The 13,762-nt window shown below is 58.3% G+C and carries 17 protein-coding genes; 8 read left to right on the top strand and 9 right to left on the bottom strand.

From position 1 onward, the window contains the following. Nucleotides 1-70: 70 nt before the first annotated feature. Both choX and betC read right to left on the bottom strand, forming a co-directional pair. The gene (choX, locus tag ACRER8_RS21010; protein WP_431748116.1) at nucleotides 71-997 is read right to left on the bottom strand and encodes a choline ABC transporter substrate-binding protein; all 927 of its coding nucleotides are present in this window, start codon (nucleotides 995-997) and stop codon (nucleotides 71-73) included. Between the two features lie 38 nt (nucleotides 998-1,035). Then, entirely contained in the window at nucleotides 1,036-2,541 is a 1,506-nt protein-coding gene (gene betC, locus ACRER8_RS21015) for a choline-sulfatase (protein WP_431748117.1), read from the bottom strand. 114 nt (nucleotides 2,542-2,655) lie between these two features. Between betC and ACRER8_RS21020 the strand changes: the two genes are divergently transcribed. Continuing rightward, a complete protein-coding gene (locus tag ACRER8_RS21020) occupies nucleotides 2,656-3,606 on the top strand; it encodes a choline sulfate utilization transcriptional regulator (RefSeq protein ID WP_431748118.1) in 951 nt (316 codons plus the stop codon). Between the two features lie 75 nt (nucleotides 3,607-3,681). On the opposite strand, the gene ACRER8_RS21025 is transcribed toward ACRER8_RS21020, so the two are convergent. After that, a complete protein-coding gene (locus ACRER8_RS21025) occupies nucleotides 3,682-4,350 on the bottom strand; it encodes an NAD(P)-dependent oxidoreductase (protein WP_431748119.1) in 669 nt (222 codons plus the stop codon). Nucleotides 4,351-4,431: 81 nt separating this feature from the next. On the opposite strand from ACRER8_RS21025, the gene ACRER8_RS21030 reads away from it, so the two are divergent. Continuing rightward, on the top strand, nucleotides 4,432-4,764 hold the full coding sequence (locus tag ACRER8_RS21030; RefSeq protein WP_431748120.1) for a DOPA 4,5-dioxygenase family protein: 333 nt from the start codon (nucleotides 4,432-4,434) through the stop codon (nucleotides 4,762-4,764). A gap of 137 nt (nucleotides 4,765-4,901) precedes the next feature. On the opposite strand, the gene ACRER8_RS21035 is transcribed toward ACRER8_RS21030, so the two are convergent. From ACRER8_RS21035 to trpB, 3 genes are all read right to left on the bottom strand, one after another. Beyond that, nucleotides 4,902-5,390 (bottom strand): anti-virulence regulator CigR family protein, encoded by a 489-nt coding sequence (locus ACRER8_RS21035; RefSeq protein ID WP_431748121.1) that lies wholly within the window; start codon nucleotides 5,388-5,390, stop codon nucleotides 4,902-4,904. 125 nt (nucleotides 5,391-5,515) lie between these two features. Further along, the gene (trpA, locus tag ACRER8_RS21040) at nucleotides 5,516-6,328 is read right to left on the bottom strand and encodes a tryptophan synthase subunit alpha (RefSeq protein WP_431748122.1); all 813 of its coding nucleotides are present in this window, start codon (nucleotides 6,326-6,328) and stop codon (nucleotides 5,516-5,518) included. Then, complete coding sequence (gene trpB, locus ACRER8_RS21045) at nucleotides 6,328-7,548, bottom strand: tryptophan synthase subunit beta (RefSeq protein WP_431748123.1); 1,221 nt, start codon at nucleotides 7,546-7,548, stop codon at nucleotides 6,328-6,330. Before trpB ends, trpA begins: the two co-directional genes overlap by 1 nt. Before the next feature lie 123 nt (nucleotides 7,549-7,671). Here trpB and ACRER8_RS21050 point away from each other — a divergent pair, with 123 nt between their 5' ends. Continuing rightward, nucleotides 7,672-8,571 carry a LysR family transcriptional regulator gene (locus ACRER8_RS21050; protein ID WP_431748124.1) on the top strand — a complete coding sequence of 300 codons (900 nt, stop codon included), beginning with the start codon at nucleotides 7,672-7,674 and terminating at the stop codon, nucleotides 8,569-8,571. Here the strand turns inward: ACRER8_RS21050 and ACRER8_RS21055 are convergent, their stop codons facing one another. After that, nucleotides 8,572-8,898, bottom strand: a complete 327-nt coding sequence (locus ACRER8_RS21055; protein WP_431748125.1) for a DUF883 family protein — start codon at nucleotides 8,896-8,898, stop codon at nucleotides 8,572-8,574. Between the two features lie 178 nt (nucleotides 8,899-9,076). On the opposite strand from ACRER8_RS21055, the gene ACRER8_RS21060 reads away from it, so the two are divergent. Beyond that, complete coding sequence (locus ACRER8_RS21060) at nucleotides 9,077-9,292, top strand: dodecin (protein ID WP_431748126.1); 216 nt, start codon at nucleotides 9,077-9,079, stop codon at nucleotides 9,290-9,292. A gap of 140 nt (nucleotides 9,293-9,432) precedes the next feature. Then, nucleotides 9,433-9,657, top strand: a complete 225-nt coding sequence (locus tag ACRER8_RS21065; protein WP_431748127.1) for a DUF1161 domain-containing protein — start codon at nucleotides 9,433-9,435, stop codon at nucleotides 9,655-9,657. Nucleotides 9,658-9,891: 234 nt separating this feature from the next. On the opposite strand, the gene ACRER8_RS21070 is transcribed toward ACRER8_RS21065, so the two are convergent. Continuing rightward, nucleotides 9,892-10,893 carry an LLM class flavin-dependent oxidoreductase gene (locus ACRER8_RS21070; protein ID WP_431748128.1) on the bottom strand — a complete coding sequence of 334 codons (1,002 nt, stop codon included), beginning with the start codon at nucleotides 10,891-10,893 and terminating at the stop codon, nucleotides 9,892-9,894. A gap of 289 nt (nucleotides 10,894-11,182) precedes the next feature. On the opposite strand from ACRER8_RS21070, the gene ACRER8_RS21075 reads away from it, so the two are divergent. Both ACRER8_RS21075 and ACRER8_RS21080 read left to right on the top strand, forming a co-directional pair. Further along, a complete protein-coding gene (locus ACRER8_RS21075; protein ID WP_431748129.1) occupies nucleotides 11,183-11,614 on the top strand; it encodes an OsmC family protein in 432 nt (143 codons plus the stop codon). 135 nt (nucleotides 11,615-11,749) lie between these two features. Further along, the gene (locus ACRER8_RS21080; protein WP_431748130.1) at nucleotides 11,750-11,983 is read left to right on the top strand and encodes a DUF1161 domain-containing protein; all 234 of its coding nucleotides are present in this window, start codon (nucleotides 11,750-11,752) and stop codon (nucleotides 11,981-11,983) included. Nucleotides 11,984-12,122: 139 nt separating this feature from the next. On the opposite strand, the gene ACRER8_RS21085 is transcribed toward ACRER8_RS21080, so the two are convergent. Further along, nucleotides 12,123-12,539, bottom strand: a complete 417-nt coding sequence (locus tag ACRER8_RS21085) for a hypothetical protein (protein WP_431748131.1) — start codon at nucleotides 12,537-12,539, stop codon at nucleotides 12,123-12,125. Nucleotides 12,540-12,648: 109 nt separating this feature from the next. Between ACRER8_RS21085 and ACRER8_RS21090 the strand changes: the two genes are divergently transcribed. Further along, entirely contained in the window at nucleotides 12,649-13,716 is a 1,068-nt protein-coding gene (locus ACRER8_RS21090) for an aminopeptidase (protein WP_431748132.1), read from the top strand. The last annotated feature ends 46 nt before the right edge of the window (nucleotides 13,717-13,762 follow it).

Below are 13,762 nucleotides of genomic sequence, written 5' to 3' on the forward strand. Positions count from 1 at the left end.
TCGCCAGCAAGCCGGCTCCTACAGGCTCAACAGCGCCCTTGAGACCGGGGATCCCAAGAGCGTATGGCGATTACAACTTGGCTTTAACCGCCGTCAGCCCGTCTTTGTCATCGATGGTTTTCACGCCGTCGAGCCACTTATCCAACACTGCCGGATTGGCCTTGATCCAGGCCTTCACTGCGTCAGTGTTGCTGACTTTTTTACTGTCGACTTCCTGCATGATGCTGTTTTCCATGTCCTGCGTGAACGTCAGATTGGAGAACAGCTTGGCGACGTTCGGGCAGGCGTCGGCGTAGCCTTTGCGGGTCACGGTGTAGACGCTGCCGGTGTCGCCGAAGTACTTCTCGCCGCCCTTCAGATAGTGCATGCCTTTGATCTGCACATTCATCGGGTGCGGGGTCCAGCCGAGGAAGACCACGAACTCGTTTTTCTTCACGTTGCGCTTCACTTCGGCCAGCATCGCCTGTTCGCTGGACTCGACCAGCTTCCAGTCGCCCAGGTCGAACTCGTTCTTCTTGATGATCTCCTGAATCGACGCGTTGGCCGGAGCCCCGGAGCCGATGCCGTAGATCTTCTTGTGGAACTTGTTGGCGAATTTGTTCAGGTCCTCGAAGTTGTGCACGCCTGCGTCATAGACGTAATCAGGTACGGCCAGAGTGAACTCAGTGCCTTCCAGATTCTTCGCGTACTGCGTCACATCGCCCGTGGCGATGAACTTGTCATAGAAGCCCTGTTGCGCTGGCATCCAGTTGCCCAGGAAAACGTCCAGCTGACCGTCCTTCAAACCACCATAGGCAATCGGCACTGCCAGCGTATCGACCTTGGCCTTATAGCCCAGGCCGTCGAGCAGAAAGCCCGCCGTGGCGTTGGTCGCCGCAATGTCGCTCCAACCCGGATCGGCCATCCTGACCGTACTGCAGCTTGCATCGGCGGCGTATGCAACGACGCTGCTCAAGCTCATCCCCGTAACCGCCAGCGTCGCGAACAACTTCTTCATGGTGTGCCCCTTTTTGGTTTTCTGGATGTTGGCAGGGTTCAAGGTTGTGGATAACGGGCCTTGCGCTCCAGATCGTCTAGATCGATATGGTTGCGCATGTATTGCTGACTGGCGTCTACCAGCGGCTGGTGATCCCAACTCTTCAGCTTGCCGAGGGCCAGTGACTCGGCGACGAAACGCCGACGACGCTGGCTGGCGAGCACCTGGTGGTGTATCGCCGGAATGTCCCACTTGGCCTTTGCCTCGGCCAGGAACGCGTTGAACAGCTCGCGATGAGCCTCAGACTGGCTCAACTCTTCCTGCTCTTTCGGATCGTTGTACACGTCATACAGCAGACATGGGTCCTGCTCCGAATAAATGAATTTGTAAGCGCCGCGACGAATCATCATCAACGGGCTGTTGGTGCCTTCGGCCATGTACTCGCCGAACACTTCATCATGACCCGCTTCGCCCTGCAGATGCGGCAACAACGAACGTCCATCCAGCGGCAGACCGGCTTCCAGATCGCCTTCGGCCAGCGCGACAAAGGTCGGCAACAGGTCGGCGGTGGATACGGCAGCCTTCACGCGAGCGGCCTTGAATTGCCCCGGAGCGTACACCAGCAGCGGCACGCGGGCGGACATTTCAAACCAGTGCATTTTGTACCAGAGGCCGCGCTCGCCCAACATGTCGCCGTGGTCGCCCGAGAACACGATGATGGTGTTGTCGGCCAGGCCGGTGTCTTCCAGGGTTTTGAGCAACTTGCCAACGTTATCGTCGATATAGCTGCACGCGCCAAAATAGGCACGACGGGCATCGCGGATCTTGTTTTCCGGCAGCGGCTTGTTCCACAGATCGAAGACCTTGAGCAGACGCTGGGAATGTGGGTCCTGATCGGCCTGGGCAGGGGGTGCTGGTGGCATCGGAATCTCGTCGTCGTTGTAGAGATTCCAGTACTCCTTGGGAATGGTGTATGGGTCGTGGGGGTGAGTCATCGACACCGTCAGGCAGAACGGCTGATCACCGTCCTCACGCACATGATCGAACAGGTATTGCTGGGCCTTGAACACCACTTCTTCGTCGAAATCGAGCTGATTGGTCCGAACGCATGGGCCGGCCTGTAGCACCGACGACATGTTGTGATACCAGGTCGGGCGCACGTCCGGTTCGTCCCAATTGACCGCCCAGCCATAGTCAGCCGGGTAGATGTCGCTGGTCAGGCGTTCTTCGTAACCGTGCAATTGATCGGGGCCGCAGAAATGCATCTTGCCAGACAGCGCCGTGTGGTAACCCAGGCGGCGCAGGTAGTGAGCATAAGTCGGGACGTCGGCAGGGAAATCAGCCGCATTATCGTAAGCACCGATCTTGCTCGGCAGCTGACCGCTGACTAGGGTAAACCGAGACGGTGCGCATAGTGGGCTGTTGCAATAGGCAGCTTCGAATACCACGCCCTCAGCGGCGAGGCGGCTCAGATTCGGCATTTTAATTGAAGATGACGCGTAAAACGGCAACATCGGCGCGGCCATCTGATCGGCCATGATGAAAAGAATATTCTTGCGCTTCATATCTTCGCGGCATTCCATAGTGAATATTTATGCGAAATTGCTGTTCCAGAGGATGGGACCCTTAAGATCAGCGGTAAAGCCCACAGAACGCAATGCCTAGGATAAGCCAGCCTTATGTTTAATTCCCTCGGTGATATGTCATTGGACCTGCTGCGCGGTTTCGAAGCAGCCGCGCGTCTGCGCAGTTTCACGGCGGCCGCCGTAGAACTTGGCACCACTCAGCCGGCCATTAGCCAGCAAATCAAAAGATTAGAAGAACAACTGGCAACGCGCCTGTTTGACCGGATCTACCGCGGCATCGAACTCACCGACGCTGGCGAGATTCTGTTCAATCATGTGCAGGCCGGATTGCAGTCGATGGATGCCGGGCTGAGCCTGATCACAGATCAGCATCAGCATGAAGTACTTCAGGTCGCGACCGACTTCGCCTTCGCCGCATACTGGTTGATGCCGCGTCTGCATCGCTTCCACAAAGACAACCCCGACGTAGATGTCAGCCTGGTGACCAGCGAGCGCAGCCACAGCATGCTGCGCGCCGATATCGATGTCGCTGTGCTGTTTGGCGACGGGCGATTCAAACAGGGGGAAAGCCATTGGCTGTTCAGCGAGGAAGTGTTCCCGGTGTGCAGCCCAAAATTGCTCGCCGGGCGTGACCTGCCCCTGCCCGCCGAGGCGTTGAAGGAGTTTGCGCTGCTGCATTTGCGCGGTGAAGGCGGCAATAACTGGTTCGACTGGGCCGGCGTGTTCCGCATCCTGAACATCGCCCAGATGCCTGCGCCGGGTCAGTTGCGATTCGACAATTACACGCTGCTGATTCAGGCCGCGATCGGCGGTCAGGGCGTGGCGATCGGTTGGCGGCATCTGGTCGATGATCTGCTGGAACAGGGTTTGTTATGCCGCCCGATCGCGGCCACGGCAATCTCCGCCTACGGCTATTACATCGTCCTGCCGCAGCGCAAACGTCGGGTGCAAATTGTGCAGCGATTTGTCGATTGGCTAAAAATTGAGCAGGCGTTGAGCGGGGATTCATTGATCGGCAAGCCGTTGCCATCGATTGCGGTGTAAGTCATCGCCGTTTTTATTCGCTCCAGGGTGGCGGTGTGGTTTATCCGTGGAAGCGAATTCCTACGCGAGGTCGGTTCAAACAACAAAATTCACATACTGGCGCACATGCAGGTTGAGCTTGAGTTCATCCGCGATACCGGCAGCCACGCGGCCCAGCACCTCCAACGGCACCTCCAGCCCTGGCTCCACGGTTCCCGCAGTCTGGCTGAAATGCTCGATGCTCAGCCCTGCCACACCTTGCGGCGCGCTGACCAGCGTCCAGTTAGCGTCGCTGTTGCGCAATGAGTCGACGATCAGTGCCGATGCCTGGAATTGATCGAGGTTGGGGTCCTGGTAATCGGCCAGCGGCTGGTCTGGCAACAGCTGAATGTCGGCGACCAGGATCAGCCGTTTGATTTGCATGCGCCGCAGGCAGGTCAGCATTGTCTGCGTAGCGATGAGTTGCTCTTCGGGCTTCAGGTTTTTTGGCTCGCGTTCATGGGCAGGCCCCACGGGAAAAATCTTCGCGTCGAGCAGGACGATTACCGCCGAACAGCCTGCAATGCTCTCGCATACCCTGTCGGCGCTGAACAGGTTTCCGGCCTTGGTACGCAGACCTGGACGCGGGGCCAGCACATTAAGGTCGTCCACAATGGCGATGACTTCATGCTGGCAGCGCAGCAGTTCAGCCATCAACGCGCTGCCAAAGCTGCTGATGGCGCCGAACAAAGCAACCTTCATCACCGGCGTTTCTGCATTCTTCATGGCGTTTGCTCCGGGACTGTGGATAACTCTCGTTCTTTGAGACTAGCAGCAACGCGGCTGGCACCCTGAGGAGAACCGGACATGTCATCAGTCGAGACTTATCACGCTCACGTTTATTTCGATGCCCAGACAATCGAGCAGGCGCGGGCGCTATGCGAGAGCGTGGCGGCGAAATTCGATATTCGCATGGGGCGGGTGCATGAGCGGCCCGTAGGCCCGCACCCGGACTGGAGCTGCCAGTTGGCGTTCGCTCATTCGCAATTTGCCGATGTGATGCTGTATCTCGCGCTGAATCGAAACGGGCTGGTGATCTTCACTCACCCGTCGACTGGCGATGATCTGGCCGACCACACCGAGCATGCGATCTGGATGGGCGAGGTGCGAAAACTGAACGTGGGGATGTTCAGCAAGTGAGCAGCGAACGCAATCCGCCTGTGGGAGCGACTTCATTCGCGAGAGGCCAGTACATCCGATAAATATGCTACGGATGTACCACCGCATCGCGAACGAGTTCGCTCCCACAGCTTTGTCCCATGCGCCTGGCAAATGCCTCAGTTCAACACACCCTCCAGAATCTCGTAGACGATCCCGCTGCCAATCGCGACCAGTGCGATGTCCGGGCCGAGGCGGCGCCATTCGTAGCCATCGTAACGCGGCAGGTACTGCTGCGAGCGAGCATCCAGACGCCGGCCATAGCCGCTTGGCAGCGGGCGGCCTTTCACGACATGCACACCAGGCGGCAGCGGCTGGCCACGTCCGATAACATCTCGATGTTCCTGAATCGTGCGCCGAACGTCACCAAAGTCTTCAGGCGGACGCCCCCCGCGACGATCATCGCCACGGTCGTCAGCACGATGGTCATCACCGCGGTCATCGCCTCGATTGTCCTGCGGACTACCTTGTCGGCCACGCTCCTCATGCTGGCCGGCGCCACGGTCGTCATGGCCGCCACGTTGATCTGGAGGCGCTGCGTGTACCAGCGCGCTGGCACTGACCATCAACACGCCCAACCCTGCGATCAAACGATTCGAGACTTTCATGTAGCGCGCTCCTAAGCGAATTCAATTCAGCAAAAAGGGGTTCAGAACCTGGTCCTGAACCCCTTTGCTGTGCTGCTTAGTCTGCTAACTGAGGCGTAGATTCCTCTGTATCAGGAACTTTACCTTCAGGACGCACGAGCCTTACGAACGCCTTCGGACAGCTCCGAGCAGAGCTTCAGCACGTTGCTGACCGCTTCATCTGGCGACTGCGCATTGGCGATGTGATCGATCAGTGCCGAGCCGACGACTACGCCGTCTGCAACGCGAGCGATAGCTGCGGCCTGATCGGGCGTACGAATACCGAAACCAACGCTGATTGGCAGATCAGAGTGACGACGCAGGCGCGCCACCGCTTCCTTGACGTGATCGATGGTCGCCGAACCTGCACCGGTCACACCGGCCACCGAGACGTAGTAGACGAAGCCCGAACTGCCGTTGAGTACGGTCGGCAGGCGAACGTCGTCAGTGGTCGGCGTGGTCAGGCGGATGAAGTCCAGGCCGGCGTCCTGCGCAGGGTCGCACAACTCGCCGTTATGCTCGGGCGGCAGGTCGACCACGATCAGGCCGTCGACGCCCGACTCACGAGCTTCAGCGATGAAACGCTCGACCCCGTAGTTGTGGATCGGATTGTAGTAACCCATCAGCACCAGAGGCGTAGTGCTGTCTTCTGCCCGGAACTCGCGCACCATCTGCAAGGTTTTCGCCAGATTTTGCTTGGCGTTCAGCGCGCGAATGTTGGCCAGCTGAATCGCCGGGCCGTCAGCCATTGGATCGGTGAAGGGCATGCCCAGCTCGATCACATCGGCACCGGCTTTGGGCAGACCCTTGAGGATCGCCAGGGAGGTGTCGTAGGCCGGGTCGCCCGCGGTGATGAAGGTCACCAGCGCGGCGCGGTCTTGTTCTTTCAGCTCGGCAAAACGGGTTTGCAGGCGGCTCATCAGTGTTTCTCCTGCTTGGACAGATCCAGATGGTGCATGACGGTTTGCATGTCCTTGTCACCGCGTCCGGACAGGTTGACCACCATCAGGTGATCCTTGGGCAGCGTCGGTGCGCGCTTGAACACTTCGGCCAGGGCGTGGGCGCTTTCCAGCGCCGGGATGATGCCTTCCAGACGGCAGCATTGGTGGAATGCGGCTAAGGCTTCGTCATCGGTGATCGAGGTGTATTCGACGCGACCGATGTCATGCAACCAAGCGTGTTCAGGGCCAATGCCGGGATAGTCCAGACCTGCTGAAATCGAGTGGGCGTCGATGATCTGGCCGTCGTCGTCCTGCAACAGGAAGGTGCGGTTGCCGTGCAGCACGCCTGGTACGCCGCCGTTCAGGCTGGCAGCGTGCTTGCCGGTTTCAATGCCGTGACCGGCCGCCTCGACCCCAATGATGCGCACAGTAGTGTCATCCAGAAACGGGTGGAACAGGCCCATGGCATTGGAGCCGCCGCCAATGCACGCCACCAGACTGTCCGGCAGACGGCCTTCCTGTTCTTGCAACTGCTCGCGAGTCTCTTTGCCGATCACGGCCTGGAAATCACGAACCATCGCCGGGTAAGGGTGCGGGCCGGCGACAGTGCCGATCAGGTAGAAGGTGCTATCGACGTTGGTTACCCAGTCACGCAGCGCTTCGTTCATCGCGTCTTTCAGGGTGCCGGTGCCAGCCACGACCGGGATCACGGTGGCGCCCAGCAGCTTCATACGGAACACATTCGCCTGCTGGCGCTCAATGTCGGTGGTGCCCATGTAGATCACGCACTCCAGACCGAAACGCGCAGCGACTGTGGCAGTAGCCACGCCGTGCATGCCCGCGCCGGTCTCGGCGATGATGCGTTTCTTGCCCATGCGCCGTGCCAGCAGGATCTGGCCGATGCAGTTGTTGATCTTGTGCGCGCCGGTGTGGTTCAGCTCTTCGCGCTTGAGATATATCTTGGCGCCGCCGCAGTATTCGGTCAGACGCTCGGCGAAATACAGCGGGCTTGGACGACCGACGTAGTCGCGCTGGAAGTAAGCCAATTCCTTGAGGAATGCAGGATCTTCTTTCGCCGCTTCGTACTCGCGGTTCAGATCAAGGATCAGCGGCATCAGAGTTTCGGCAACGTAACGACCGCCGAATGCGCCGAACATGCCGCGGGCATCTGGGCCGTTTCTGTATTGGGTCTGGGTCATGGTGAAGACCTCCGAGGTGACGAATAGGTGAGCCGTTGAGGCAGTGAACACACTTTAACCAGCGCCATGTCCGATGAAAACCGATAAGATCGCGGCAACCTGTCAGAAAAACTCACAGATACCATGAGCCGAGACCTTCCCCCGCTTAATGCCCTGCGCGCGTTCGAAACCACTGCCCGCCTCAACAGCGTCAGTCAGGCTGCTGAACAACTACACGTAACCCATGGTGCCGTCAGCCGCCAGCTGAAAGTGCTGGAAGAGCATCTGGGTGTGAGCTTGTTCAGCAAGGACGGGCGCGGCCTTAAACTCACAGATGCAGGCGTCAGGCTGCGCGATGCCAGCGGTGAGGCATTCGATCGCCTGCGCGGCATCTGTGCCGAATTGAGTCAGGGCAGCGCGGACGCGCCCTTCGTGTTGGGCTGCTCGGGCAGTCTGCTGGCGCGCTGGTTCATTCCGCGATTGGGCCGGCTGAATGCCGATCTGCCGGACTTGCGCCTGCATTTGTCTGCCGGTGAAGGTGATCTTGATCCTCGGCGGCCGGGTCTGGACGCGTTGCTGGTGTTCGCCGAACCGCCCTGGCCTGCTGATATGCAGGTCTTTGAACTGGCAAGCGAACGCATTGGTCCTGTGTTGAGCCCTCGTTTCGCGCGATTCGAATCATTGCGTCATGCGCCGCCGGAGGCGCTGATCGATGAGCTGTTGCTGCATACCATGTCGCGCTTGCAGGCCTGGCCGAGCTGGGCGATACAGAACGGCATCAATCCCGACGCGCTTAGTTACGGTCAGGGGTTCGAGCATCTTTATTACTTGCTGGAAGCGGCTGTATCGGGGCTGGGAGTTGCAATTGCGCCTGAACAACTAGTGGCCGACGACCTGAGGGCTGGACGCCTCGCTGCGCCATGGGGTTTCAGTGAAACCCCGGCGCAACTGGCGTTATGGGTACCTAAACGTGCCGCTGACGGGCGTGCACAGCAGCTGGCTCAATGGCTGAGGCGGGAGCTGGCGCATTCAGGTGGGGTGTAATCAGTTACCGCGTTTGCACAGCAGATAGGCTGCCAGCAGGCCGATCGCGCCAACGGCGACACCGGCTGTAGTCCATGGGTGCTCCTGCGCGTAGTCACGAGTAGCCACGCCGGTTTCGCGGGTCTTCACCTTGACGTCTTCATAGACATCGTTCAACAGGCTGCGTGAATGGCCTAGCGCGCTTTCGGCATTGGCTTTGAGGGTCTTCAGGGTTTTGCGCGACTCGTCCGAAGCGTCCGACTTCAAGCTCTCCAACGACTTGAGCAGACTTTCGATCTCAGCTTCCATACTTTGCAAAGACGCTTTACGGGATGACGTGAATGCCATGATTTGACTCTCCTGCAGTGATGAGTGGCGTGTGTTGATTCCGACTACAGGGTTTTCAGAAAGTGCAGTGCGGTTTCGCAGAGCCTTTTATTTGTGAACTTTTCGGCCGCTTTCCACGACAGACGTAGAGAGCAAATTCACTGCTACGCTCCCATAGAAGCCCACTTGGAGAACTGCCATGTCTGATCACCACACCTACAAGTTGCTTGAACTGGTCGGCTCGTCGACTACCAGCATCGATGACGCGATCCAGAATGCAATCGCCCGAGCGGCCGAAACCGTGAAATTGCTGGAGTGGTTCGAAGTGCTGGAAACTCGAGGTCACATCAAGGACGGCAAGGTCGCGCACTTTCAGGTGACTCTCAAAGTAGGCTTCCGCCTTGATAACAGTTGATGAACTTTTGAATTGGCTGAATGCCACAACCTTCGCTATACATACCGCGCTGTCGTGATTTCGACGCGAGGATCATGTGATGGGGCCGCTTTTTTCGAGCGGCCTTTTACTTGAAAGCGCCTGACGAGGGAGTGTGACCGATGAAGAAGATTCTTTTAGCGGTAGGGTTGTTGAGCATTGCGGGCACCACCATGGCAGCCGGTAAATCGTGCGATGACGTTAAGGCGGACATCGATGCGAAAATCAAAGCCAAGGGCGTGGTGTCCTATACGCTGGAAGCTGTGGATAAAGGCAGCGCGGCTGACGGCAAAGTCGTCGGCACCTGCGAAGGCGGTAGCAAGGAACTGGTTTATAAACGCGGCTGATCTGGCCCGTCGCACCAATAAAAAACCGACGCATTGGCGTCGGTTTTTTGTGGCTGACTCAATGGCGATATTCGATTTCCAGCCTGACCCAACCTTTGTGGGAGCTTGCTCACGAAAGCTGACTGTTAGCCTCTGCATGAGCTGTGGATGTACTGGCCTCTCCGTGAGCAAGCTCACCCACAGCTTATTCAGGGTTCATTGGAAAGCAGTCCATCGCGGCGATGGCATGAAACATCAGCCTTTCGCCAGTTGCCCCAGAATTTCGTACGAACGCAACCGATCCGCATGCTCGTACATGTCACAGGTAAAAATCAGCTCGTCAGCGTCAGTCTGCTCCAGCAACACATCCAGCTTGGCGCGGATCTTTTCCGGGCCGCCGACCATTGCAATGCCGAAGAAGTCCATTACTGCCTCGCGCTCATGGGGCAGCCACAAGCCATTCATGCTCTCGACCGGTGGCTTTTGCATAAGGCTTTGTCCGCGGATCAGACTGAGAATGCGCTGATACACCGAAGTCGCCAGGTATTCAGCGCGCTCGTCGGTATCGGCGGCGGCCAGCGGCACACCGAGCATCACATAGGGCTTATCGAGCACCGCCGAAGGCTGGAAGTGATTGCGATAGACGCGAATCGCCTCATGCATGAAACGCGGCGCGAAGTGCGAGGCGAAGGCGTACGGCAAGCCGCGTTGCCCCGCCAGTTGCGCGCTGAACAGGCTTGAGCCCAGCAGCCAGATCGGCACGTTGGTGTTGCTACCTGGCACGGCGATGACCCGTTGATGGGCCTGGCGCGGGCCAAGGTAACTCATCAATTCCGCAACATCGTCCGGGAAGTCGTCGGCGCTGCCGGAGCGTTCACGGCGCAAGGCACGGGCGGTCATTTGATCGGAGCCAGGCGCGCGGCCCAGGCCCAGATCGATACGACCGGGATAGAGGCTGGCCAGGGTGCCGAACTGTTCGGCGATCACCAGCGGCGCATGATTAGGCAGCATGACGCCGCCCGAGCCCACGCGAATGGTCGAAGTGCCGCCAGCCAGGTAGGCCAGCAACACCGAGGTCGCGGAACTGGCAATGCCGTCCATGTTGTGGTGCTCGGCAACCCAGAAACGGGTGTAACCCCATTTCTCGACGTGTTGAGCCAAGTCCAGCGAGTTGCGCAACGATACCGCCGGGCCTTTGTCTTCGCGGACCGGCACCAGGTCGAGGGTGGAAATCTTCACATCAGCTAAGCGTTTCATAGGCCGTGATTGATCCTCTTGGGGGCTTGGTCGGGCGCCGGAAGCTTCTGGGCGCGAGAGCAAAACCTGCATTAAGCCTAAATATTTGCGTTAAGGCTCTAGGATAAGGCCGGATTTCAAGGTTGCAATGGCTAAGAAGAAATTTCCTACTAATTTGGTCGGATTTATCGCTGCAGAGATTGGCAAATAAAACACGCGCGTCACAACCGTGGAACTAAGTCCCTTCTACACTTCTCAGACTTTTGGTCCATGTGCGAGTCAATCGCACGAAAATTGATGAGGAGACACCATGAGCATCGTCAAAAAAGCATCCGCCCACTGGGAAGGTGACCTGAAGTCAGGTATTGGCAGCATCTCCACTGAAACCGGCGTCCTGCGTGAAGCGCCTTACGGCTTCAAGGCTCGCTTCGAAGGCGGCAAGGGCACCAACCCGGAAGAACTGATCGGCGCAGCCCACGCTGGCTGCTTCTCCATGGCTCTATCGATGATCCTCGGCGGCGCGAATCTGAAGGCCGAGAGTATCGATACCCAGGCTGAAGTCACCCTCGACCAGGACGGCGAGGGGTTTTCGATCACCGCTGTGCATCTGATCCTCAAGGCCAAAGTGCCGGGCGCGACTCAAGCCCAGTTCGATGAGCTGACCGCCAAAGCCAAAGAAGGCTGCCCGGTTTCCAAAGTGCTGAACGCCAAGATCACCCTGGACGCCACGCTGGTCGGCTAATCCTGCACTGGCCGCATGACCTGGATGACCCGCACATGCGGGTCATCTGCGTTTTCGGGGTCGGAAGAACCGCTTCGGACAGGTATGGTCAGATGAAAGGCCGATGCGTATCGCACGGCATCGAAGGAGTCGAGCATGAAACGTTTAGCCACCACCCTGATCCTCAGCGCACTGACCACCGGCGTGTTCGCCGCTCCCAAACCTTGCGAGGAGCTGAAGGCCGAGATCGAAGCCAAGATCCAGGCGCAGAACGTTAGCTCCTACACGCTCGAGATCGTCAGCAACGAAGAAGCTCAAGACCCGAATATGGTTGTGGGCACTTGCGACAACGGCACGAAGAAGATCATTTATCAGAAGAATGATCGGTAGGTTTAGAGTCGCCACAAATCGACCGTGGGAGCGAATTCATTCGCGATTGGCCGGTACATTCGACGCCTCCCCTGCGCCCAGCTAGACGTCTCGCGAATGATTCGCTCCCACAGCGTGGCGCGTCATCCAGTCCTGTGCCTCACGGAATGCAAAAAATCTCACCCTCTTCCGCCAGCACCTTGCGCTGTTCATCCCGCAATTGTGCGTCGATGTTATTGGCGATGTGGCGCACATCCAGACGATAACGGTGCCCGGCCTCGAAGTGGTCATAGTTGACCGTGACGTAGCAGGTCAGCTCGTTGTAAATGTCCATCGACATGCCCAATCCGCCAGGCGCGTATTCATAGTCGTAGCGCACTTCCAGCTTGTGCTTGCCCGGTTTCACCTGAAAATAGCGGCCATCTTCGGTGCGCACACCGTCAAGCTTATCGGCCATCAGCGTCTTGCCGGTGAAAGTGTGCAGATCGACCCAAGCCTGTTGCGGGTCGACCGCGGGCAGCGGGCCTGCGCATCCGGCCAGTAGACTCAGGGCAATGATTGACAGTGGCAAGCGCATGACAGACTCCACATTCAGGCAGGTGACAATGGTAGTTGCGTCATGGACCGGCTCTGCGGCATAACGCTGGCGGTAGGCAACTCTTGTATTTCGACGTTAAGGCCGCTGCATGAATCGATTGAACATCTCGTGGGCGCGGCGCGGCTTGCCGATGCTGGCGATTTTACTCCTCAGCGGTTGCTCCAGTCTTTCCTATTACACGCAATTGGCTAACGGGCAGTTGGCCTTGTTGCGAGCACGTGAACCGATAGCGGACGTGATTGCCGATCCGCAACGCGACGCCAAATTGCGCGACCGTCTGCTCAAATCGCAACAGGCTCGCGAATTCGCCAGCCAGCACCTGCATCTCCCGGATAACAAAAGCTATCGTCTGTACGCCGACATCCATCGCCCTTACGTGGTCTGGAACGTCTTCGCGACGGGCGAATTTTCCCTCGACCCGATTACGCACTGTTTCCCGATTGCGGGCTGTGTGGCCTATCGCGGCTATTACAGTCAGGGCGCGGCTCGGGGCGAAGCGGCATTGCAGAAGCTTGAGGGTAAGGATGTGTATGTCAGCGGCGTCGAGGCGTATTCAACGCTTGGCTGGTTCAACGACCCGATCATCAGTTCGATGATGAACTGGGGTGATGAACGGCTGGCGACGCTGATCTTCCATGAGCTGGCGCATCAGCGCTTTTATGTAAAGGATGACAGCGAATTCAACGAGTCCTACGCCACGTTCGTGGAAGAGGAAGGTACCCGGCAATGGCGCACGGCGCGTGGAATGCCTGCTGAGACAGCATCATCTGAAATCCAGCGTCGCGATCAACTGACGCAATTGGTGCTTAACGCTCGTGATCGCTTGAAAGTGTTGTATGCCCAGCCCTTGGCTCCAGACGTGATGCGTCAGCGCAAAGCGGCCGAGTTCGAGCGCCTGCGCAGTGAGTACCGGCGACTGAGGGACGGCCAATGGGGTGGCGACAAACGCTTTGACAGTTGGGTCTACGCACCAATGAATAACGCGCGGCTATTGCCGGTCGGGCTGTATGACCAATGGGTGCCGGCGTTCGAGAAGGTATTCAGGCAGGTCGACGGGGATTGGCCCGCGTTCTTTGCTGCGGTGGAGAAGATGGGTGGGTTGCCCAAGGATGAACGTAAGGCCTTGTTGGAGCGGTTGGCGAAACCTGCAGGTTGATCACATCCCTTGTAGGAGCCGGCTTGCTGGCGAACGCGGTGGGTCA

It is taken from the genome of Pseudomonas sp. (genome assembly GCF_050739935.1).
Classification (GTDB): Bacteria; Pseudomonadota; Gammaproteobacteria; order Pseudomonadales; family Pseudomonadaceae; genus Aquipseudomonas.